The 22,485-nt window shown below is 45.2% G+C and carries 23 protein-coding genes; 13 read left to right on the forward strand and 10 right to left on the reverse strand.

Annotated elements, in window-relative coordinates; all coding sequences use genetic code 11:
- Positions 1 to 92: 92 nt before the first annotated feature.
- Genes FTU82_RS09490 through truA form a run of 3 tightly spaced genes read left to right on the forward strand, consistent with a single transcriptional unit; the run spans position 93 to position 2,596 of the window.
- Positions 93 to 767 carry a hypothetical protein gene (locus tag FTU82_RS09490; protein ID WP_257221952.1) on the forward strand — a complete coding sequence of 225 codons (675 nt, stop codon included), beginning with the start codon at positions 93 to 95 and terminating at the stop codon, positions 765 to 767.
- Positions 768 to 814: 47 nt separating this feature from the next.
- Complete coding sequence (locus FTU82_RS09495) at positions 815 to 1,783, forward strand: asparaginase (RefSeq protein ID WP_100355814.1); 969 nt, start codon at positions 815 to 817, stop codon at positions 1,781 to 1,783.
- A 15-nt stretch (positions 1,784 to 1,798) separates the two neighbouring features.
- Entirely contained in the window at positions 1,799 to 2,596 is a 798-nt protein-coding gene (gene truA, locus FTU82_RS09500) for a tRNA pseudouridine(38-40) synthase TruA (RefSeq protein ID WP_179999105.1), read from the forward strand.
- Between the two features lie 90 nt (positions 2,597 to 2,686).
- Here truA and FTU82_RS09505 read toward each other — a convergent pair whose 3' ends face one another.
- Positions 2,687 to 3,694 carry an AraC family transcriptional regulator gene (locus tag FTU82_RS09505; RefSeq protein WP_005172840.1) on the reverse strand — a complete coding sequence of 336 codons (1,008 nt, stop codon included), beginning with the start codon at positions 3,692 to 3,694 and terminating at the stop codon, positions 2,687 to 2,689.
- Positions 3,695 to 3,925: 231 nt separating this feature from the next.
- On the opposite strand from FTU82_RS09505, the gene infA reads away from it, so the two are divergent.
- The 3 genes from infA to FTU82_RS09520 all read left to right on the forward strand — a co-directional run bounded on the left by infA (position 3,926) and on the right by FTU82_RS09520 (position 5,212).
- On the forward strand, positions 3,926 to 4,147 hold the full coding sequence (gene infA, locus FTU82_RS09510) for a translation initiation factor IF-1 (RefSeq protein WP_001284370.1): 222 nt from the start codon (positions 3,926 to 3,928) through the stop codon (positions 4,145 to 4,147).
- Between the two features lie 133 nt (positions 4,148 to 4,280).
- A complete protein-coding gene (locus tag FTU82_RS09515; RefSeq protein WP_005172842.1) occupies positions 4,281 to 4,661 on the forward strand; it encodes a hypothetical protein in 381 nt (126 codons plus the stop codon).
- A 146-nt stretch (positions 4,662 to 4,807) separates the two neighbouring features.
- Positions 4,808 to 5,212, forward strand: coding sequence for a hypothetical protein (locus FTU82_RS09520; protein WP_180101300.1), 405 nt, complete (start codon positions 4,808 to 4,810; stop codon positions 5,210 to 5,212).
- 83 nt (positions 5,213 to 5,295) lie between these two features.
- On the opposite strand, the gene leuB is transcribed toward FTU82_RS09520, so the two are convergent.
- The 4 genes from leuB to leuC all read right to left on the reverse strand — a co-directional run bounded on the left by leuB (position 5,296) and on the right by leuC (position 9,258).
- The gene (leuB, locus tag FTU82_RS09525; protein ID WP_180085877.1) at positions 5,296 to 6,375 is read right to left on the reverse strand and encodes a 3-isopropylmalate dehydrogenase; all 1,080 of its coding nucleotides are present in this window, start codon (positions 6,373 to 6,375) and stop codon (positions 5,296 to 5,298) included.
- Positions 6,376 to 6,417: 42 nt separating this feature from the next.
- The gene (locus FTU82_RS09530) at positions 6,418 to 6,981 is read right to left on the reverse strand and encodes a hypothetical protein (protein ID WP_005095471.1); all 564 of its coding nucleotides are present in this window, start codon (positions 6,979 to 6,981) and stop codon (positions 6,418 to 6,420) included.
- Between the two features lie 87 nt (positions 6,982 to 7,068).
- On the reverse strand, positions 7,069 to 7,719 hold the full coding sequence (gene leuD / locus FTU82_RS09535) for a 3-isopropylmalate dehydratase small subunit (RefSeq protein WP_180085879.1): 651 nt from the start codon (positions 7,717 to 7,719) through the stop codon (positions 7,069 to 7,071).
- Between the two features lie 105 nt (positions 7,720 to 7,824).
- Positions 7,825 to 9,258 carry a 3-isopropylmalate dehydratase large subunit gene (gene leuC, locus FTU82_RS09540; protein ID WP_180101291.1) on the reverse strand — a complete coding sequence of 478 codons (1,434 nt, stop codon included), beginning with the start codon at positions 9,256 to 9,258 and terminating at the stop codon, positions 7,825 to 7,827.
- A 261-nt stretch (positions 9,259 to 9,519) separates the two neighbouring features.
- Between leuC and FTU82_RS09545 the strand changes: the two genes are divergently transcribed.
- The 3 genes from FTU82_RS09545 to ovoA all read left to right on the forward strand — a co-directional run bounded on the left by FTU82_RS09545 (position 9,520) and on the right by ovoA (position 13,151).
- Positions 9,520 to 9,756 (forward strand): DUF2061 domain-containing protein, encoded by a 237-nt coding sequence (locus tag FTU82_RS09545; RefSeq protein ID WP_005172852.1) that lies wholly within the window; start codon positions 9,520 to 9,522, stop codon positions 9,754 to 9,756.
- Positions 9,757 to 9,951: 195 nt separating this feature from the next.
- The gene (locus FTU82_RS09550; protein WP_005095462.1) at positions 9,952 to 10,827 is read left to right on the forward strand and encodes a LysR family transcriptional regulator; all 876 of its coding nucleotides are present in this window, start codon (positions 9,952 to 9,954) and stop codon (positions 10,825 to 10,827) included.
- 149 nt (positions 10,828 to 10,976) lie between these two features.
- Positions 10,977 to 13,151, forward strand: coding sequence for a 5-histidylcysteine sulfoxide synthase (ovoA, locus tag FTU82_RS09555; protein WP_180101292.1), 2,175 nt, complete (start codon positions 10,977 to 10,979; stop codon positions 13,149 to 13,151).
- A 43-nt stretch (positions 13,152 to 13,194) separates the two neighbouring features.
- On the opposite strand, the gene FTU82_RS09560 is transcribed toward ovoA, so the two are convergent.
- Positions 13,195 to 13,443 carry a DUF2789 family protein gene (locus tag FTU82_RS09560; RefSeq protein WP_005095458.1) on the reverse strand — a complete coding sequence of 83 codons (249 nt, stop codon included), beginning with the start codon at positions 13,441 to 13,443 and terminating at the stop codon, positions 13,195 to 13,197.
- A 169-nt stretch (positions 13,444 to 13,612) separates the two neighbouring features.
- The gene (locus FTU82_RS09565; protein WP_005095456.1) at positions 13,613 to 14,263 is read right to left on the reverse strand and encodes an HAD family phosphatase; all 651 of its coding nucleotides are present in this window, start codon (positions 14,261 to 14,263) and stop codon (positions 13,613 to 13,615) included.
- 182 nt (positions 14,264 to 14,445) lie between these two features.
- Here FTU82_RS09565 and FTU82_RS09570 point away from each other — a divergent pair, with 182 nt between their 5' ends.
- The 3 genes from FTU82_RS09570 (at position 14,446) to FTU82_RS09580 (ending at position 17,844) form a co-directional block, all read left to right on the forward strand.
- A complete protein-coding gene (locus tag FTU82_RS09570) occupies positions 14,446 to 14,928 on the forward strand; it encodes an RNA pyrophosphohydrolase (protein WP_005095455.1) in 483 nt (160 codons plus the stop codon).
- Between the two features lie 88 nt (positions 14,929 to 15,016).
- Positions 15,017 to 17,314, forward strand: coding sequence for a phosphoenolpyruvate--protein phosphotransferase (ptsP, locus tag FTU82_RS09575; protein ID WP_180039679.1), 2,298 nt, complete (start codon positions 15,017 to 15,019; stop codon positions 17,312 to 17,314).
- Between the two features lie 41 nt (positions 17,315 to 17,355).
- Entirely contained in the window at positions 17,356 to 17,844 is a 489-nt protein-coding gene (locus FTU82_RS09580) for a hypothetical protein (RefSeq protein ID WP_180039677.1), read from the forward strand.
- On the opposite strand, the gene FTU82_RS09585 is transcribed toward FTU82_RS09580, so the two are convergent.
- Entirely contained in the window at positions 17,841 to 18,020 is a 180-nt protein-coding gene (locus FTU82_RS09585) for a hypothetical protein (protein ID WP_005095450.1), read from the reverse strand. The two genes, FTU82_RS09580 and FTU82_RS09585, sit on opposite strands and share 4 nt — an antisense overlap.
- A 642-nt stretch (positions 18,021 to 18,662) precedes the next feature.
- Between FTU82_RS09585 and FTU82_RS09590 the strand changes: the two genes are divergently transcribed.
- Positions 18,663 to 20,183, forward strand: a complete 1,521-nt coding sequence (locus FTU82_RS09590) for a catalase (RefSeq protein ID WP_180001568.1) — start codon at positions 18,663 to 18,665, stop codon at positions 20,181 to 20,183.
- An 89-nt stretch (positions 20,184 to 20,272) separates the two neighbouring features.
- Here the strand turns inward: FTU82_RS09590 and FTU82_RS09595 are convergent, their stop codons facing one another.
- Positions 20,273 to 20,974 carry a DUF542 domain-containing protein gene (locus FTU82_RS09595; RefSeq protein ID WP_180001567.1) on the reverse strand — a complete coding sequence of 234 codons (702 nt, stop codon included), beginning with the start codon at positions 20,972 to 20,974 and terminating at the stop codon, positions 20,273 to 20,275.
- A gap of 130 nt (positions 20,975 to 21,104) precedes the next feature.
- Complete coding sequence (locus FTU82_RS09600) at positions 21,105 to 22,160, reverse strand: MBL fold metallo-hydrolase (protein WP_180101293.1); 1,056 nt, start codon at positions 22,158 to 22,160, stop codon at positions 21,105 to 21,107.
- Positions 22,161 to 22,485: the final 325 nt, after the last annotated feature.

Consider the following 22,485-nt stretch of genomic DNA (forward strand, 5'->3'; position numbering starts at 1 on the left):
TCTTGACTCAAGCATTAATGCAGTACGATCTTCAAAGTTAAGATGATGGTATGACAATTTTATATACTCCATAAACCCTTTAAATTAATTAGGTGGTTTATGTCGCACTTCAAGTTTTACTCTGCCCAGCATCAAAAGCTAGCAATGAAGTTCAGTTTGACTTTGAATCTCTTAAAGTTGAGACAGCAACACCAGAGGTTGTTTCTTCTATCACACCGAATAGTCCAGAAACAGATTTTAATACCCAGATTGGCAAGAGCCAAATTCCTAATTTCGATCTCAAATTAGAGGTCAATAATGAACAGTTACCAACCACCACTGAAGAAATTACACCTCTGGATTTCTCATTTTCTATAGAAACTCCAGCGCCTGTCGCCGAAAAAACCTCAGAACCAGCAATTGAGTTTGATCTGTCTAGTCTTTCTGCTGCTGCACCTGTGAGTGAATCTGCGACACAGACAGACCTTTCATCAGGCTTAGACTTTAAATTAGATCATACAGAAACTAAACCTGCTGCAACAGGTGTTACTTTCGACATTCCTGCTACACCAGTTCAAACAGCAACAGACCAGCATGATCCACTGGTACAATCTTTCCCGGAATTACTGGACGTCAATGAGGCCAGTCTGAATCTGGATCTTGCGCAGCAATATATTCAGCTCGGTGCCTATGTTGCCGCACGTGAGATCATTGCAGAGCGAGAAGCTGAATATACGGCCGAGCAACAGCAACGCGCAGAGCAATTACTGAATCAAATCGCATCTTGATGCATTTCGATTTACACTAAAGCAGTCAAGGGTTGGCTGCTTTTTTTATGATGAAAAATATTGCATTAATTTATATGGGTGGCACATTCGGCTGTGTCGGCGATCCACTTGCCCCGATGTCTGCGGATTTATTTATTCCCAAGCTCGAACAGATACTCGCAGACCAATATTTCGTTGAATGCCACCGCGCACCAGCCATTAAAGACAGTAGTGCCTGCACAGCCGCGGACTGGCTGCAATTGGTGCAGTTTATTCAAAAACTGCAATCTCGAAAGATCCAATATTTTGTGATTATTCACGGTACAGATACTCTGAGTTATGCCAGTGCAGTCCTGGCACATTTTCTCGGCAACTCGGCACATGTGGTACTGACTGGTAGTCAATATCCGCTGCTGAATGCTCAGGGCAATGAGCAGCGCGAATTTAGTGATGCGCTGGATAATCTGAGGTTCGCCCTGGATTCTGTCAGCATGTGTACCGCAGGGGTCTATCTGGCTTTTCATCATCAACTAATGCATGCCCAGACGGCACTCAAACAGCATACCACCGAGTTAAATGCCTTCTCAGGTCTTGAGGCCAATATTACAATCCAGGCCAGTCAGCAGTGTTATCAAGTCAAAGCTGAAGATATTAGGAAAGCCGCTGGATTTAACTGCATGAGTATCATGATGCAACCGATTGATCTGGCCCAGCAACTGAACAACCTGCACAGCTTATTAGCCAGACCACCGCATTTTTTATTTCTGCAAGGTTTTGGCACGGGTAATCTCGCTGTCAATGAGGCCCTGATCGCACTCATTGATCAACTCTATGACCAAGGCTGTCTCTCTGTACTGACCACCCAGGTGCCTTTTGGCGCGACAGATCAGCGCTATGCCATTGCAGAATGGGTCAATCACTGCAAAATTCTGCTGAATGAAAGTTATGGCCATGCGGATCTGTATGCAAAAGCCCTGAAAATGTATTTACAATACGACACTGTAGAGCAATGGCATCGTCATTGGTACGATCAATAAGGTTTTGAGGTCATTATGCAACGTTTTGCGGTGGGAATTGAGTTTTGTGGGATGCATTATCGGGGATGGCAGACTCAACAGCCGGGTGTTGCAAGTGTGCAGGAAACCATTGAAAAGGTACTGAGCCGGGTTGCCGATCAACCGATTAGCCTACATGGTGCCGGACGTACCGATGCGGGGGTACATGCGACCAATATGGTGGCACATTTTGATAGCAATGCCATTCGTTCTGAACGTGGCTGGCTGATGGGTTGCAATAGCCAGTTGCCCAAAGATATCTCGATTCAGTGGATCAAAGAGATGGATCACAGCTTCCATGCCCGCTTTAAGGCTCAGGCACGCCGTTACCGCTATGTGGTCTATAATCATCCTGTGCGACCTGCCTTGCTGCATAAACAGGTCACCCATGTCTATGCTCCACTCGATATTGAACAGATGATGCTGTCTGCGAAAAAGTTTGAAGGTACACATAATTTTGAAAGCTTCCGTGCTGCAGCCTGCCAATCCAATCAACCGGTGCGCCATGTCAGCCACTGCCGTCTGATTCAGCATGGTCAGTATCTGGTACTGGATATTCAGGCCGATGGCTTTCTGCATCATATGGTGCGTAATATCATGGGCTGCCTACTGGAAATTGGTCAGGGCATGTATGCTGCCGATCATATTGATAGTATTTTCGCGGCCGAAGACCGCAAAGCTGCTGGCGTGACTGCGCCTGCCGATGGTTTATATTTTATTCATGCCGACTATCCGGAGCAGTTTGAATTGCCTAAATTACCGTTGGGGCCGCATTGGCTGAATCTGCCGGAATAATTTTTAAATTTTTTAGAATATTTACCTCCCCTAACTCCTTCTGAAAGGAGGGGAATTCCTCCCTTTTTAAAGGGAGGTTAGGAGGGATTTTTAACGCTGCTTGCGTTTCCGATATTCCACTGGCGTTTCATTGGTCCAGCGTTTAAAGGCACGATAAAACGTACTTGGTTCCGAGAATCCGGTCAGATAGACAATTCTTTCAACACTTTCAGTGGTACTCGCCAGCAAACGCTTGGCCAGACGACAGCGATAATCCGACAGAATCTGTTGAAAGCTGGTATGTGCTTCACTCAGTTGTGTTCTTAGGCGGCGTGGCGTGATGTTTAGCTGTGCAGCTACAGTTTCCAGTGTGGTTTCGCCACTTTCCAAAGTAGAGCCAATCGCACGACGAACTTCACCGACCAGATCATAACGCGCCAGTTCCTGCAGTTTTTCAATTGCAAGCTGCTCATGTAATTGTAAAAGCTCTGGTTCAGCCTGCCACAGCGGAAACTCTAAAATACTTGGATCGAAATAAAGTCGGGTTTCTTTTTGACCTAAGCTGACCGGACACTCATAAACCCGGAAATATTCCTCGTCAGGAGCACCTTTGGAAAAATTAAAATCGATATAAATCGGTTCAAAACGTCCTTCGGTAATAAATTTAAAGAAACGCAGTACACCCGACATGGCACACTCGGTAAAATGACGATTGACCAGACTTTCAGCAAAAGGCTGCTCGCCATTGGTTAAATAGCAGCGATCATCTTCGATCACCAACTTGGCAGCAAAGGCATCGCTGATCAGTCGTTGATAGGCCAAGGCACGTTTCAGTCCCTCACCAAAATTTTCAGATGAAACAAACAGGTGTTCAATCACCTGACCACGATACAGTGGTAAATGTTCGCCCAGATGCAAACCAATATCCGGGTCCTTACTGACTTCTTCAGCTGCCACCCAAAAGGCATACTGGGCACTCAGCGGCGTACGGTCATTGGCCTCGACCTGATTTAAAGCAACTCCTGCTTTGGTCAAAAGTTCTTCTGTCGGCAAACCCGCACGACGAATCGCCTGATAGCCCAAACGCAATACGACTGATGCATCCGTTAGCTGACTCACTCAAAAGCCTTCCTTGTATGTACTTCATTTATACTTAAAAAGATTAATTTTAGATTAACTGCGATTGACCAAACTGACAACAGAAACCGACATTTTTTTAGTTAAAAAGTTTATCCTGATCGTTCGCTTATTTTACTGACAGATGATCAGTCTAACGCCCGTTTCACCTTGTATTTTGCAAAAAAATTGACTATAATTTGCGCCTTTCCAATTTATTCATTCAGGTAGGCTATGGCCAATAAAGAGGAACTCATCGAGTTCGAAGGCGTTGTCACCGAGACGCTTCCTAATACTATGTTCCGTGTACGTTTAGAGAACGGTCACGAAGTGATTGCCCACATCTCTGGTAAAATGCGTAAACACTATATCCGTATTTTAACTGGCGACAGTGTGAAGGTTGAAATGACACCTTATGATTTGACCAAAGGTCGTATCACCTATCGTGCACGCTAAGTTTTAGCGCAAGCAAAAGCCACTTTTAGTGGCTTTTTTATTGCTTTAATTTTTTATTGAAAAATAAAATAATTTGACACTGAACTATAAACTCACGACTATTCATTTAATTAAAATAACATGTCTAAAAACCATGAATATGAAGTGCTTAGTCCTGCTGTGCAGCTTAATCCTCGTCGCCTGTGCCACAGGCGGCAAACATCACCTAAATCAGTCGCTACAACACTATGTCGGTCAAACTGCCGCACAGGTTCGCAGCCAGCTTGATCTGAGTGCAATGGGATTTAAAACCGCCCAGCAACCGATTCAGACAGCAGAGTTTCTCAGCTATACTATTTTCCGGGACATGAATATTCCGATGGGCACACCGAATATTAGTCAGAGTATCTCGATCGGTGCACCAATGCCTACGCCCTCAAATGGCGGTTATAACATCGAGATGAAATGCCAAATCCGGTTTGAGCTGAAAGATGAAATTGTCCAATCCGTTCGCTATAGCGGCAGGGCTTGCTAAGCTGTCATCCTGTAGTCCAATTTCTTTGATGGATTGATGTTGAGCTAGCTCTCGCTCCCATCTGTACCGCGTGTCAAATTACAACAATACCAATCACACTTCCTGCCTACACTATTGATGAGTCGTTCCTGTGCAGGAGTGAAATGATGCGATTTTCCTATCTCCAACTATCGCTCGGTATTTTGGCCAGTATTTTAATAGCGGGCTGTGCACATTCGCTTAATATGGGCCAATCTGACCGCGAAGCCTATTTGCAGCAGTTTATTGGACAAAGCAGCCAGCTGATCGATCAAACTCTAGATCTAAAACGTTTAGGTTATCAGCAGGTCAGTGGGCCTGAACTCAGTGCCCAGCAATTAAGCTATGTGGTACAGCGCCCTGTTGCAATTCCTTTGCCTGTAGCACAGTTTCCGGCAGCAGGCGGTGCCGTACCTATTCCGGTTCCTGTGAGTCCTTCAGGTGGCTATGACGTCAATCTGCAATGTAAGATCATCTTCTTACTCAAAGATAATATTGCAACCGCAGTTCGTACTACAGGTCGAACCTGTTAACCTGAGCCAGATACGAGAAATCTGAGATAAAAAAACGCAGCCCAAAGCTGCGTTTTTTTATCATTTTTTTAATCAAAACGGACTTAGTTCAATGCAGCAACCACTGCCTGACCCATTTCAACTGTACCGACTTTGTGCATGCCTTCAGACATAATATCTGCTGTACGCAAGCCTTGATCCAAAACATTGCCTACGGCATCTTCAATCGCTTTGGCTGCAGCTTCTTCACGGAAAGTGTAGCGTAGCATCATCGCAACAGACAAAATTGTGGCCAATGGGTTCGCCAGGTTTTGACCCGCAATATCAGGGGCTGAACCATGACAAGGCTCATACATGCCTTTAGCATTTTCATCTAGCGAGGCTGATGGCAACATGCCGATTGAACCGGTAAGCATCGCTGCTTCGTCAGACAAGATATCACCGAACAGGTTAGAGGTGACAATCACGTCAAACTGTTTTGGCGCGCGCACCAGTTGCATCGCAGCATTGTCGACATACATATGTGACAAGTTAATTTCTGGATACTGTTCTTCTTTCAACGCAGTAACGGTTTGTTTCCACAACTCAGTGACTTCAAGTACGTTGGCTTTATCCACTGAACAGACCTTGGCACCGCGCAGCTTCGCCATTTCAAAGGCAACTTTGGCAATGCGTTTGATTTCAGATTCTGAATACACATCCGTGTTATAACCTTGCTTCTCGCCGTTTTCCAGTTCACGGATCCCACGTGGCTGACCGAAATAAATACCGCCCGTCAATTCACGCACGATCAGGATATCCAGACCTGCCACGATTTCAGGTTTCAGGCTTGAAGCATCAGCCAATTGTGGATAGAGAATCGCTGGGCGCAAGTTGGCAAACAGGTTCAGTTCGCTACGTAATTTTAATAAACCGCGTTCCGGACGGATTGAGCGCTCGATCGTATCCCATTTTGGCCCGCCGACGGCGCCCAATAAAATTGCATCGGCTTTTTTGGCCTGTTCTGAGGTCACTTCAGGATATGGTGAACCGTAGGCATCAATTGCCGCACCACCGAGTAAACCCTGTTCCCATGTCAAATCGAGATTAAATTTTTCATTTACACGATCCAGTACCTGCTCTGCCGCTTTGACAATTTCAGGACCGATGCCATCACCAGCTAAAATCAAAATTTGTTTAGACATGAGATTTTCCGTTTAAAGCGTCAGATTCAGACCTGACAAAGGTTAAATTTTCTTTTCTACAAACTCTGCAATGCCGTTGACCACATTATAAGGTTTGCAAAAACGACGAATGGTTTTTTGCTCTTGCAATAAATCCACGCAAAGCGGATCAGGTGCAGAGGCATTTAATAAACTGCTGCTACGCGCACTACGGTCGCGGAACATTTTCAAGGTATAAGTTTTGTTGGCCTGAAAGCGATGAAACACATGTAAAATTTCCGCTTTATCCTTACTGATTGGATAAAAACGGACGACTAATTCATGCTGTCCTGCGGGTACTGACAAGTAAATCGGATTGGCCTGATTCAAATTCTTAGCCTGCAAACGTACCAGTTTTTGCTTTCGCGCCTCATTACTGAGGCGGCCATTGTCGTTATTGACAATGATGGTCTGGTTTAAGCGCTCGAACTGGCAATCCGATGTTCCTTTACAGTAAATCAACGCATTGTTTTTGCTTTCGGCATTTTCTTTGGCATGTTTGAGCTTCATGGTATCGATGCTTTGACATGCAGTCATCAGCACCGACACCGTACTTAAAGCAAGCCACTGTTTCCAATAATTCGCCATAATGTCTGTCTTACCCAATCAAAAAACCCAATAATCTTCCGATATTAGCAAGGGCATCGCAGTCATGCTATGACAATTTTCGCTGATTTAGCCCTGAATTTCGGCAAATACCCATGGACGTGATTGTTTGGTTTTTTCCTCATAAGCACGAATGTCATCCGCAGCTTGTAAAGTTAAACCAATATCATCCAGACCATTTAACAGGCAATGCTTACGAAATGGATCGACTTCAAATTGAAAGCTTTTACCATTTGGTGTGCGTACTTCTTGTGCGTTCAAATCGATGGTGAGTTGATAACCTTCAGTTGCAAAGCATTCTTTGAATAACTGATCAACAATCTCTTCAGACAAAATCACAGGCAACATGCCATTCTTAAAGCTGTTGTTATAGAAAATGTCGGCATAGCTTGGTGCAATCACGGTACGGAAACCGTATTCTTCCAATGCCCATGGCGCATGTTCACGACTAGAACCACAACCAAAGTTGGCGCGTGAAATCAAAATGCTCGCGCCTTGATAGCGAGGTTGGTTTAATGCAAAATCCTTGTTTAAAGGTCGTTTTGAGTTGTCTTGACCCAAATAGCCTTCATCCAGATAACGCAATTCATCAAATAAATTCGCACCAAAACCACTACGTTTGATCGATTTCAAAAACTGTTTTGGAATAATTAAATCGGTATCGACATTGGCCCGGTCTAATGGTGCAACGATACCTTGTTCAACGGTATATTTTTTCATTGTCTTTATTCCTAAAGAATGTCATCACTTTAAATCTACCCTAACCCCCTCTTTATTAAAGAGGGGAACTTCCCCCTTTTCTAAAAGAGGGACTGAGGGGGATTTTTAGAAACTACGCACATCAACAAAGTGACCGGCAATTGCCGCGGCGGCTGCCATTGCAGGGCTGACCAGATGCGTACGACCGCCATTGCCCTGACGACCTTCAAAGTTACGGTTAGACGTCGATGCACAATGCTCGCCCGGTTGTAACTTGTCAGCATTCATTGCCAGACACATTGAACAACCTGGTTCACGCCATTCAAAGCCGGCTTCTACAAACACTTTATCCAGGCCTTCAGCTTCTGCCTGGGCCTTGACCAGACCCGAACCCGGAACCACCATCGCCTGCTTGATGCTTGCCGCGACTTTACGACCTTTGATCACTTCAGCCGCAGCACGGATATCTTCAATACGCGAGTTGGTGCATGAGCCAATAAAGACACGGTCTAATTGAATTTCAGCCAAGGCCTGACCGGCATTTAAACCCATATATTGATAAGCACGGTTCCAGTCATTGCGTTGTACTTCGTCTTTGGCTTGTTGCAAAGTTGGTACTGCCTGAGACACTGGAATCACCATTTCAGGAGAGGTTCCCCAAGACACTTGCGGCTCGATCTCTTCGCCTTGCAAGACCACAACTGTATCAAAGTGTGCATCTTCATCCGAATGTAAGGTATTCCAATACACTACGGCCTGATCCCACTGTTCTGCAGTCGGTGCATAAGGACGGCCTTTAACATATTCGATGGTTTTGTCATCGACAGCGACCATACCTACGCGTGCACCGGCTTCGATTGCCATATTACACACGGTCATACGACCTTCAATCGACATGTCACGGAACACCTGACCGCCAAATTCAATCGCATGACCAGTACCCCCTGCTGTACCAATCTTGCCGATAATCGCCAAGACCACATCTTTCGGTGTCACGCCCTGACCCAACTGACCGTCAACGCGTACCAACATGTTTTTCATCTTCTTTTGAACCAGGCATTGGGTCGCCAATACATGTTCAACTTCTGAAGTACCGATACCATGCGCCAAACAACCGAAAGCACCATGGGTCGCAGTATGTGAATCACCACAGACCACGGTCATGCCCGGCAAGGTTAAACCTTGCTCAGGCCCAACCACATGCGCAATCCCCTGACGGATATCATTAATATCAAATTCAACAATATTAAAGGTCTTGCAGTTGTCGTCCAAGGTTTGTACCTGAATGCGCGAAGTTTCATCTTCAATGCCGGCAACACCCTGTTCACGCTCTTTTTTCGAGGTGGGTACGTTATGATCTGGTGTAGCAATGTTTGCGCTTAAACGCCATGGCTTGCGCCCGGCGAGTTGTAAACCTTCAAATGCCTGTGGCGACGTTACTTCATGTAATAAGTGACGGTCAATGTACAGTAAGGCAGAACCATCATCACGTTGTGTTACTAAATGGTCATCCCACAATTTATCATATAATGTTTTTGCTGGTTGGGTTGCGCCTGCCATGTCGATGTACTCCACTGGACTGGGTAAATTCTTGCTCTGATTTTGATTATATCGCTGCTGTCACATAAATCTAATTTATCATTTTTATTAGTTAAAAAACTTTTTGGAATCTTTCAAAAGCTGAATAAAATCATGATTTCGCTGCATTCCCATAAATCTACTTTTCCGATCAATTTATTAAAAATATTCGTTTTTACAAATTAAATGAGAATTATTATTATTCCTGCATAGACAGAGATTTATATTTTGAGGAACTTCGACATGGCACATATCCAACGTTTTGTAGACAATAATCAGCGTATGTTTAAAAAGACCTTCAGCTATTACATTATGCACATCACGGTGGCAATGATTGTCGGTTATTTGGTGACTGGCAGTTTGGCCATGGCAATTGCCTTAAGTTTATTGGAACCCACAGTACAGGCAGTTGCGTTCTTCTTCCACGAAAAAATTTGGGAGCGCAATATCGAACAGCAGAATGAGGACATCACCGCCTGATCTTTTCTGTCGATGTTCCTGACCAAAGACCATCTCATCCAAGAGGGTCTTTTTTTGACGCTATTTAAATCCCAAGGCTTTGAAAATGTTTAGTAATGCAGCAATGCAATACAAACAAGCGAATTATGCTTTGATTTATTCTTAAAAAATAACAATAATATAATTACACATAAAAATTCTTTATAGGTGATTAAGATGAATCTCGCAGCTTTTGAAGCCTTCGTAAAAGTCATGGAAACTGGTTCGATTTCTCTGGCCGCAGATCAGCTTTTTATTACCCAGCCTGCCGTCACCAAACGTATTCACAGTCTGGAAGAATATTTTGGGGTCAAACTGTTTGAATCCGCCGGACGTGGTGTACAAGCCACCCATGCCGCGCATTCGCTATTGCCTAAAGTGAAAAACTGGCTGAATGAACTCGGTGATATTCATTATACCTTGAGCCATGAACAGGGTCAGGTACAGGGAAAATTGAAAATCGGCACCAGCCATCATATTGGCCTGCATCATCTTCCAAGTCATTTGCGCCGCTATGTACAAGAATATCCGGATGTAAGGCTGGATGTACATTTTGTCGATTCCGAGCAGGCGCACGAACAAGTCATTGCCGGCGATCTGGAACTGGCATTTTTAACCTTGCCGCCACGGGGCGATGCACGTCTGAATTATGTCACCATCTGGAATGATCCTCTGGTCTTTGTAGTTGCACCCTTTCATCCACTGGCCCAGCAAAAAAATCTGTGCCTGGAAGATTTGCTGAATTACCCGAGCCTGCTACCGTCTTCACAAACCTATACCTCACAGATTACTTTGGCCGAGTTTGAAAAACAGGGCATTAAACCAAAAGTCAGCATGAGCAATAATCCGCTGGAATCAATCCGCATGCTGGTATCCATTGGTCTCGGCTGGTCTGTGCTGCCAAAAACTCTGGTCAATCACGATCTGCATCAGCTGGATATCAATCTGGAAATGAACCGCCGGCTAGGCATGGTCTGGCATCCGGGTCGTACTCAGTCCAAAGCGGCGCAAGCTCTGGTTCAACTTATGCAAAGTAGTTCCCTGCCTCTTTAATTCATTTCTAAAAATGCTGCATTCAAAACAGTGCAGCATTTTGTTACCTAAATACACCCATCTGGGGATTTCTTTCGCGTATTTTTAAGATAAATCTATTCTTTTGCGATGCAGAGGAATACTTAAAATTATTCGATGGAGCCTGACGGATGCAGCTCGATTCTCCCCTAAAACCCCTCTCTCAAGATAAAACAAATGCCAGCAGCCTATGGCTTTCGGCCAAACCGATGCTGTTGCCTACACCTGCGCTTGATTTTGCCGACGAACAGACAGCGCGACACAGCCTACGTGATTACTTCCTGAATACCTTTGATACCTATGAGCAGTTATTTGAATGCCTCAAGCATGAAGATGCTTTTTTTATCAAGCCAATTAATTTGCGTCATCCGCTGATTTTTTATTTTGGTCATACCGCGACTTTTTTTGTCAATAAACTGCTGCTGAGCAAACTCATTACTGAACGTCTGAATCCGCATTTTGAAAGTATTTTTGCGATCGGGGTTGATGAAATGAGTTGGGATGATCTAGATGAAGTGCATTATGACTGGCCGACTGTGCAGGCAGTCCGGGATTATCGACATCAGGTACGCGCGCTGATTCTGAACATTGTTGAGCATGCCCCGCTGAATCTGCCCTTAAACTGGCACAATCCGTGGTGGACGCTGATTATGGGCATCGAACATGAACGGATTCATCTGGAAACGTCATCGGTGCTGATTCGTCAGCATGCTTTAGAACATGTACACCAGCATCCGCAGTGGCGTGCCAATATCATTACCGGCATTGCCCCGGAAAATAGTTTGATTGCTGTGCCTGAAGGCCAGGTACATCTACAGAAAGATTTTAACCATCCTTTTTATGGCTGGGACAATGAATACGGCCAGCATGAAGCCGAAGTTGCAGCCTTTGAAGCTGCAAAATATCTGGTGTCGAATCAGGAGTTTCTGGCCTTTGTCGAAGCAGATGGCTACCAGACCGGACACTACTGGAGTGAAGAAGGCTTAGGCTGGCTACAATTTTCACAAGCGACTCATCCGTGTTTTTGGCGCAAGACTGAACTCGGCTGGTCACTGCGCCTGATGCTGGAAGAAGTCCCCATGCCCTGGGATTGGCCGGTAGACGTAAATTATCATGAAGCCAAAGCCTTTTGTCAGTGGAAATCGCAACAGCTTGAAAAAACCATTCGTTTACCGACTGAGGATGAATGGTATCGCCTGTATGCGGTTTCAGACCTGGATCCAGATTTACCCAGTCCTGAACAGGCCAATATCGAATTGAAATATGGCACCAGTTCCTGCCCGGTCGATCATTTTCGGCAGGGCGATTTCTATGATATTCAGGGCAATGTCTGGCAATGGACTGAAACGCCAATCTATCCGTTTCAGGGCTTTCAGGTGCATCCTCTTTATGATGATTTTAGTACCCCGACCTTTGACGGGCGCCATAATATTATTAAAGGTGGCTCCTGGATTTCAGCAGGCAATGAAGCCCTGCACAGCGCACGTTATGCTTTTAGACGGCATTTCTTTCAACACGCTGGCTTCCGCTATGTCGCCTCTGATCAAGCCTTGCAACAGTTTCCTTCACAGTATGAAAGCGACCAGTTGGTGTCTCAATATCTGGAGTTTCAGTACGGCGCCGAATACTTTGGCATCGCCAATTTTGCCAAAACATTGGTGCAGCTGGCGCAGCCGTATTTCCGAGAAACTGCATGTAAAAGTGCTCTGGATATTGGCTGTGCTACTGGCCGCGCCAGCTTTGAACTGGCACACTATTTTGATCAGGTCACCGGTCTGGATTTTTCTGCACGCTTTATTCAGCAAGCCGTCTTTCTGGCCCAAGGTCACCGAATCCGTTATCAGCTCCCCACAGAAGGTGAATTAAGCGAAGAGAAAATCTGCTCGCTTGAGGATTTCGCTTTGGATCAGCTTGCCTCTAAAGTGGAATTTTTTCAGGCCGATGCCTGTAATCTGAAAGCACATTTTAGTGGCTATTATTTTATTCTGGCAGCAAATCTGATCGACCGGCTGCATCATCCCAAAGACTTTTTGATGCAGATCCATCAACGGATAAATATGGGTGGAATTCTACTGCTCAGTTCGCCTTATACCTGGCTGGAAGAACATACTGCACGTGATGAATGGCTGGGCGGCTTCAAGCAGGCAGACAGAGAGGTCACTACACTGGAGGGAATCTCGGAAATATTAAAGGCTCATTTTGAGCTGGTGACCCAGCCCCAGGATGTGCCTTTTGTTATTCGTGAAACCGCCAGAAAATATCAACATAGCTTGTCACAAGTCAGCATCTGGCGACGCACTCACTAAAGCCTTCAAGCTAAAAAAGCCAATCATTCGATTGGCTTTTATTTCATCCTTCACTGGTTGAGTTTTCATGCAGGGATTCATTGAGTTGATCCACCACAATGGCCCATGAACCATCAGATGCAATTTTTTCGGTTAAAAACTGACGTTGTGCTTCTGACCAGTACGGTGCATCGAGCAAAGTCAGATCTTTATGCAGTTGATGTTCGTGAATAAACTTTTCAATGCCTTCCTGAGTGGCATCCAAGCCAAGCTGCTGAAACAGATGTGTCATACGCGGTCGAACGTGAGTCATAGCATTACACCTCAAACTTTTCCATTATTTTCATGTCCTGTTTTTTGAGCATAACATGTCCGAGGCAAGCGGACTGTGAAAAAACATTAACACTTATATTGAATTCGGGCAGATAAAAAAGCACAACCGAAGTTGTGCTGGATCAATCAGATGGATAAAATGCAATCAGTTAAATCGACCAGTCCTGTATATTCCAGCCCTGCGCTTTGGCTAAAACTTCAAGGCGGTCATCCGGATTCACTGCAATGGCATGATCGGCATATTCCAGCAAGAAACGGTCATTAATCGAATCTGAATAGGCCCAAGACTCGGTCACATCGCGACCTTGCAGCCACTGTTCCAGACGCACCAGCTTGCCTTGTTGATAACACGCGGTATTGATCACTTTTCCGGTATATTTGCCATCGAGTACTTCAGCATTGGTGGCAATAATTTCAGTAATGCCGAATTCACGAAAAATTGGTGCAGTAATAAAATCCGAAGTCGCGGTAATCCCGACCAGAGCATGACCGGCGTCTTTATGCCGTTGAATGGCCTTAAAACCTTCTGGACGCATTTGCGGGCGAATCACCTTTTGCATAAACAGCTGGTGCAACTCGGTTAAATAAGCATGCTCATGTTGAGTCAGAAACTGGAACACAAATTCATTATAGGCATAGGGGTCTAACTGACCTTTTTTATAGTCGTCATAGAACTTGTCATTCATGGCACGATGCTGCACCGGATCGACCAGGCCCTCGCTGACCAGAAACTCTCCCCAAGAATGATCCGAATCCGTGTTTAACAAGGTGTGATCGAGATCAAATAGCGCCAATTTCATGAAAATACTCGTAAAAACTGAAATTTAAGAAAAAAATTGTAAATCTATCTCCGCTAGTCGATAGAAATTCGTTAAGATCATAGCAATTTTAACATTTTTAAACTTTGCTTTTTTCGAGTTGGATAAAGAAATAACGCTCCCCGATGGCAAAGGTATAAATTAAACAATTTTTAGGTAGCCAAATGATCGACTCTGAGGGTTTCCGACCAAATGTCGGGATCATTTTGGCAAACGATGCTGGACAAGTTTTATGGGCAAAACGCATTGGTCATAATGCATGGCAATTTCCACAAGGAGGTATCCAATATGGAGAAACCCCTGAGCAGGCACTCTATCGTGAGCTGAGAGAAGAAGTTGGCTTATTGCCCGAACACGTCCAGATCATCGCGCAAACCAAAGGCTGGTTGCGCTATCGTTTGCCGCATCGATACATACGACCGGACTCCGATCCGGTGTGCATCGGTCAAAAACAAAAGTGGTTTTTACTCAAACTCACGGCCCCCGTTCAGCATATTCAGTTGAATCTGTCTGATCCGCCGGAATTTGATCAATGGCAATGGGTCAGTTACTGGTATCCATTAGGTCAAGTCGTGAATTTCAAACGTGATGTTTATCGCAAAGCCCTGGTGGAGTTGTGTCAGCAGCTACCCCAGCAAAAACCTTAAAAAATCGCATAAATCATGCAGATTTTTTGGTCGGCTATTGTTATAAATAAACGTATCACTGAAATTCTGAATAGACGGAGCAGACCTTATGTCGAATATGCAACTGGACACGTTGAGACGTATTGTTCAAGAGATCAATGCATCTGCCAGTTTGCATGAATCCCTCGATATCATGGTCAAGCATGTCGCGGACGCCATGCATGTCGATGTCTGCTCTATTTACCTTCTGGATGAACGTAACCAGCGTTATCTGCTGATGGCTTCCAAGGGCCTGAAGGCTGAGTCTGTAGGTCACGTATCGTTACAGACTGGCGAAGGTTTGGTGGGTCTGGTCGGCCAGCGTGAAGAAATTGTCAATCTGGACAATGCACCCAAACATGAACGCTTCCTGTTCCTGCCTGAAACCGGTGAAGAGCTGTATAACTCTTTTCTGGGCGTCCCGGTGATGTACCGCCGTAAGGTGATGGGTGTGTTGGTGGTTCAGAATAAAGAATCTCAAGATTTCTCTGAAGCCGCCGAATCATTTCTGGTCACACTGTGCGCGCAGCTCTCTGGCGTAATTGCCCATGCCCATGCGGTGGGCAATATTGATGTCTTCCGCAAGCCAAGTAACCTGCCTGCCTATAAAACCTTTCAGGGGGTGTCCGGTTCAGGCGGAATTGCCCTGGGCCGGGCCGTGATTCTCTACCCGCCAGCAGATCTGGCCGCTGTTCCCGATCGTGAAGCCGATGACATCAGCGAAGAACTACAATTATTAGACAGCGCCCTCAACTCAGTCCGTGAAGAAATCCAGTCGCTCGATGACAAGATGCAGGATGCGCTGATGGCCGAAGAACGCGCCCTCTTTAGCGTATTCTTGCGGATGCTGGATGAAAATGCCCTGCCGGCAGAAATCAAGACGCTCATTCGCGAAGGCCATTGGGCACAGGGTGCAGTGCGCATCGTGATTGATAGTCATGTGGCACAGTTTGCCCAGATGCAGGATGATTATTTACGTGAACGGGTGGCAGACTTAAAAGACTTGGGCCGCCGTATTCTGGCGCGTTTACAGGAAGCTGATGCCAGTCATCGTGAGCTGACCGATGAGAGTATTCTGATAGGGGAAGAGATTTCCACTGCAGCTCTGGTTGAACTGCCAGTGGATAAAATTGCTGCGATTGTCACCACTGAAGGTGCCATGAACTCGCATATGGTAATTGTGGCACGTGCCCTCGGCATTCCGACTGTGGTCGGTGTGACTGAACTGCCAATTAATACCCTGGATGATGTAGAAATGATCGTTGATGCGCATCAAGGCCGGGTCTTCATCAATCCGCCACGGCGTTTGCGCAGTCGCTATAAAGAAATTCAAAAAGAAGAAGAACAGATCGCCAAAGATCTGCGTCAGTACGAAACCAAAGATGCGATTACCCCGGATGGGGTAGCGGTAAAACTGTACGTCAACACCGGCCTGATGATCGATGTGGTCCGTGGCGTGCAACGTGGTGCCAAAGGCGTTGGTTTATACCGTTCTGAAATTCCATTTATGCTACGCGACCGCTTCCCGGGCGAAGAAGAACAGCGCGCGATTTATCGCCAGCAACTCACTCATTTTGCCAATAAACCGGTAGTGATGCGTACCCTGGACATTGGGGCAGACAAAGACCTGCCGTATTTTTCAATTGAAGAAGAAAATTCGGCACTGGGCTGGCGTGGCATTCGTTTTACCCTGGATCATCCGGAAATTTTTTCTTCACAAATTCGCGCCATGCTTAAAGCCAGTATCGGACTGAATAACCTGCATATTCTGTTGCCGATGGTGACCAGTGTCAGTGAGGTTGAAGAAGCCCTCTATTTACTGGAACGTGATCATGCGGCGATTCAGGAAGAAGAACAGGTCAAAGTGAACAAGCCAAAACTCGGCATCATGGTGGAAGTGCCGAGTGTGCTGCATCAGATTGATGAGTTTTCCGAACTGGTCGATTTCTTCTCGGTTGGCTCTAACGATTTGACTCAATATCTTTTGGCAGTCGATCGCAATAATCCGCGGGTTGCCAATGTCTATTCACATTTACATCCTGCCGTACTGCGTGCCCTGACCCGTCTGGTGCAGGACTGTCATCGTAATGAAAAACCGGTCAGTATCTGCGGTGAAATGGCAGGTGATCCGCTGTCTGCGGTTTTGCTCATGGCCATGGGCTTTAATACCCTGTCAATGAGTTCGAGTAATATCCTGAAGGTACGTAAAACCATTTGTCACGTGCCGATGAGTGATGCACAGGAATTGCTACAGCATGTGTTAAAAATGGACAATCCACTGATGGTAAAAAGCTGGCTGGAATATTATTTCAGAACCCATGGTTTGGGTGATATGGTGAAATCAGCCACGCGTATGGTGAGTGCCTAATCCGGGACTTTTCCAGTCCCTCGACGAGTGTAGAGGTGGTTATGGAATTTCTGGTTATCCTGTTCATGCTCATTGCGGTGTTCTATATTGTTATTATTGCACCTGCCTTGCGGGCCCGGAAAAATGCGGATTATTCCGGTTCATCTTATACACGTCCTGCCAGCGGCTATGCCGATCGGCCTAAAATGTCCCCTCTATTGGGCATCGAAATTTCAGCATCCCAGCGACGGCGTTTAGGCCGAAATGATCCCTCTGTGATAGCGGCCAAACTCTATCGTCAGCAAAAAGATCAATTTGCCAGTTTTCAGCAGGCCAGAACTGAACCTCACCCTGCACATTATGGACAGCCAAATCAGGGAAGACTGAATCAATTATTTAATGATTTTATACGAGATGAGCCAACAAATTCATCGCGGCGCTCCACTCAAAATACACAAAATCGTAGCAACCGCCCCGTTGCCCCGCTCTCTCCACTTGGAACCAACCCCAAACAGCCAACGCGTCATCCTCAACCACCTTACAGATCTTAAGCTGCCATTAAAAAAGGGCGATCTTCCATAGAATATCGCCCTTGTCTGTGCTTGTTGTAGCCACGTTTTGCATTTTTCTTTCGGTCTACAAAAACCTGACTTTTGTTGACTTCATGCATGTGTTTTGCCACAAAATTATGGATCACCACATGCTCGACTGTTTTCTTCTTGGCCATGTTGTACTTTCGCCTTTTAACTAGATTTTAGTGAGTTTCCACGCGAGTGGGAAAATAATGATACGCCATTTTGGACAATTTTCAAGCATATTTGCCAATGCTTTTTTTAAAAATAAAGACCATTTAAGCAGGATATTCTGTATACAAAAATGAGCACTATAGCCGGAAAACATGCTGATTACATTCAGCACTTTATGATGTTTTTCACACAGACAAAACCTAATCAAAAAAAGCATTTAAAATAAATCAGTTATAAGATTTATTTTAAACAGCACGATTCATCTATTAGTTTGATCCTTTGATAAAAACATATAAGGGACTTAAAGATTGTTATTTTCGTTTAATCCGATTCATTATTTGAGTTATCCAAAATATAGAGAATTTGATATTGTCAAAGAGTAGAAAACCGGCTACTTTTAAAAAGTAACCATTTAATTTTAAATATTTTAGACTTTATTAACTTTAAAAATATTTTTTGAGTGACATCACTCAATTATATCCTGTGAATTCCACTTTGTGCGCTAACAGTATTTATATCAAGATATTGAAAATAGAGTAAAACCTGATGCCCTTCGCAGATAACTCAATATTTTATAAATACTGGATAAACGCTACAAGATATTCAAAACTTGGAGAGGAAAAATGAGCCAAGATTTTAAAAAATGCCCTGTTACCCACCTGACCACTGAAGCGGGTGCGCCTGTGGTCGACAACCAGAACAGTATGACCGCAGGTGCACGTGGTCCATTACTTGCTCAGGATTTATGGCTGAATGAAAAACTGGCTAACTTTGTTCGCGAAGTGATTCCTGAGCGCCGTATGCATGCCAAAGGTTCAGGTGCTTTTGGTACATTTACCGTGACCCATGACATTAGCCAATATACCCGCGCTAAAATCTTCTCTGAAGTGGGCAAAAAAACTGAAATGTTTGCGCGTTTCTCTACCGTTGCCGGTGAACGTGGTGCTGCCGATGCAGAACGTGATATTCGTGGTTTTGCCCTGAAATTCTATACCGAAGAAGGTAACTGGGATTTGGTTGGTAACAACACACCAGTATTCTTCTTCCGCGACCCTCGCCAGTTCCCTGACCTGAATAAAGCAGTAAAACGCGACCCACGCACCAACTTGCGTAATGCGACCAATAACTGGGATTTCTGGACATTGCTGCCGGAAGCATTGCACCAAGTCACCATTGTGATGTCAGATCGTGGTATTCCAGTCGGTTATCGTCACATGCATGGTTTTGGTAGCCATACCTACAGCTTCATCAATGCCAACAATGAACGTTTCTGGGTGAAATTCCATTTCCGCACGCAACAAGGCATTCAAAACCTGACCGATGCCGAGGCAGCAGAACTGGTTGGTCGTGACCGCGAAAGCAGCCAGACTGACCTGTACAATGCGATTGAACGTGGGGACTTCCCGAAATGGACCCTGTTCGTACAAATCATGCCAGAACTTGAGGCAGAACAAGTACCATATCATCCATTTGACCTGACCAAAGTCTGGCCGAAGGGTGAATATCCACTGATTGAAGTGGGTGAATTTGAACTGAACCGCAACCCAGAAAACTACTTCCAGGATGTTGAACAAGCCGCCTTTGCACCAAGTAACCTTGTTCCGGGGATTAGCTACTCACCAGACCGCATGCTACAAGCGCGTTTAGTTAACTATGCCGATGCTGCACGTTACCGTGTAGGCGTGAATCATTCACAAATTCCAGTGAACGCAGCACGTTGTCCGGTGCACTCAAACCGTCGTGATGGCCAAGGTCGTATGGATGGCAACTATGGCAGCTTGCCACACTATGAGCCAAACAGCTTCCACCAATGGCAAGAACAGCCACAATACCGCGAACCGGCATTGAAAATTCGCGGTGATGCAGATTTCTGGGATTACCGTGCAGATGATAGCAACTATTTCAGCCAGCCACGCGCATTGTTCAACCTGATGAACCCTGAGCAAAAACAGGCCCTGTTTGATAACACCGCACGTGCGATGGGCGATGCTCTAGACTTCATTAAGTACCGTCATATCCGTAACTGTTATGCATGTGACCCAGCTTATGGTGAAGGCGTTGCTACTGCATTAGGCATGACGGTTGCTGATGCCCAAGCTGCTCGTGCAACTGATCCTGCACTGGGTCAGCCAGGTGTGCTGTAATCTTTGCCCTTAAAGATTCACTAAAAATATAAAGCAATAAAATACCCCTATTTCGATAGGGGCTTTTTTTAGTTTAGAGCCTTGAGAATTTAGCTAGTATAGCGCTTAAACAACACGCTATTTTCTTTAGCAATGTGTAAAAACACATCATCGACCAGTTCATGCAGTTTGGCATAGACCACTTTGACCGTTGGGCAGGCATAATCCGGCGGGGTAAAATGCCCGGTCAGTTCAATGATCTGTTTAATCAACTGGCCTGCGGCATCATGCTCATCTTCAAGTTCTGCAATTAAACTTTTAATTTTGTCTAAATCTGCTGCAGACTTTGTTTCAAGCCGCAAAGCTGGAAACAAAATTTTCTCTTCTTTGGCAAAGTGCTGTTCAAGTTCCATTTTAAGCAAGCTAAAACAACGATGCAGTGCCAATAAACGTTCTGGATCATGCTTAAAGTGCACCAGTAAAATTTTATTGACCAGTTCATCCAGCTCTTTCCAGAGCGCTCGTTCCGGCACATGATGAACAGAGAGAATTAAATCAATTAATTCCTGATCAGATGATTCACTGACTGGTACATCGGTCTGTTCCTGAGTTAAATACTGTTGATAGGCCTGCTGGATTTCATTTAAAAAATCGGCAGCAAGTCCGGTTTCCTGCATCGCGGTTTGTAAACTCCGATCGCCCTGACAGCAGTAATCTATCTGTAACGCATTCAGTCGCGGGGTAATGGCGGGAAAGAAAGTGACCAACTCGCCCAGTGTGGTCTGTTCAGTAATCTCTAATGTTCTGGTCATTCTATTATCCTTCTCATCTGTGCAACATGGTGGAATCTGAACCTGACGCGAAGCCTCTTTAAACCCTACCATACCCGCGATGCGGTGATCTGCTAAACAGGTCTAAACCTAACCCTCTGCCTATTCAACATTAGACAATAATCCGTTTGCCTTCACGTATGCAGTAAAATGGATTGATCAGCTTGGAAGAATGCTTGATGAGCTCATGCAATTCGTGTTCCGGTGCATCCCGGTCTTCATCCGTCAACTGGAAAGTCCGGTAATGAATCGCCAGGGAACATTTGGCCTGCAAGTCATGATGGGCATGGAAGGCATCTTCCGGATTCATATGGATGGCGCGCATCAGTTCACGCGGCTCATAAGCGCCAATCGGCAGCAAGGCAATTCGCGGTGCACCCAGACGTTTACGAATCTCTTTAAAATGCGAAGTATAACCGCTATCTCCGGCAAAGAAACAATGTTCCTTACCATGTAATAGAGAAAAGCCGCCCCAGAGCGCACAATTCTGATCGCGCATGCCACGACCTGAAGCATGTTGTGCCGGCGTATAAACAATCCGGATCTCTTCAAAAAATGCGTTTTCCCACCAGTCCATTTCATGCACGGTATAGTGTTCTGGCAAATACCAGGCATTGCCCAGACCGGTATAAATCGGCATCTGAAAAGCGTTATGCAGCCATTCCAGACTGGCCAGATCCATATGATCATAATGATTATGGCTGAGTAGTACCGCATCAATCTGCGGCAGTTCATCCAGGGCTATACCTGCCGGAATGACCCGTTGTGGGCCGGTAGAGGCTGAAGGGCTGGCATATTCTGCCCAGACCGGATCGGTGAGGAAATTATAGGGGCCGATCTGAATCAGTGTGGTGGAATGACCGATAAACCAGACTTGCCAGTCATCCAGAGCGGCTTCAGGACGCTGTTGTGGCAATGTGCGCGGACGAGAAAAAAACTCGGCACGTTCCTCGTCAAGATTGACATTCCAGGTCTTGGACTTCCGGGTAATGAGCCATTTATATAAATCGAAGCGACCGCGCGATAAAGTCGCATGTTCAAGATTACGAAACTGTTTGCCGTCGAAATGCGCTGAATGCAGATACTCGAATACTGGTTTAGACCAGAGATGTTTCCAACTGGATTCCGTGATTAACTGGAATTTTTTAGTTTTGAGAAGATCTTGCATAAACATCCACTATTTATTATTCGCTATATGCAAGACAGCAACCTCTTGAACTGTTCAAGCGGTGTATCTTTTAATTAGCATACAAACTAAAAACAGGCACACGCCAACATAGTATGAAATCCGTCACAGAAAATCATGTATGTTTTTGTTATTTTTAGCAAAAAAAGTACATTTCATCGGCCTTTTGACGGGTTGAATCCTTGGATGATCGAGCAAAAAATTGCTCATGCCTTTCTGTCTAAAAATACAAAATGATACAAAGCCCTCACCCTGCTCATTTTGGTATTCGCTTCAAATAACTTGATTTAAGCTTAGGGGCAGTAAA

It is taken from the genome of Acinetobacter sp. YH12151 (assembly GCF_013418355.1).
Taxonomy (GTDB): domain Bacteria; phylum Pseudomonadota; class Gammaproteobacteria; order Pseudomonadales; family Moraxellaceae; genus Acinetobacter; species Acinetobacter pseudolwoffii.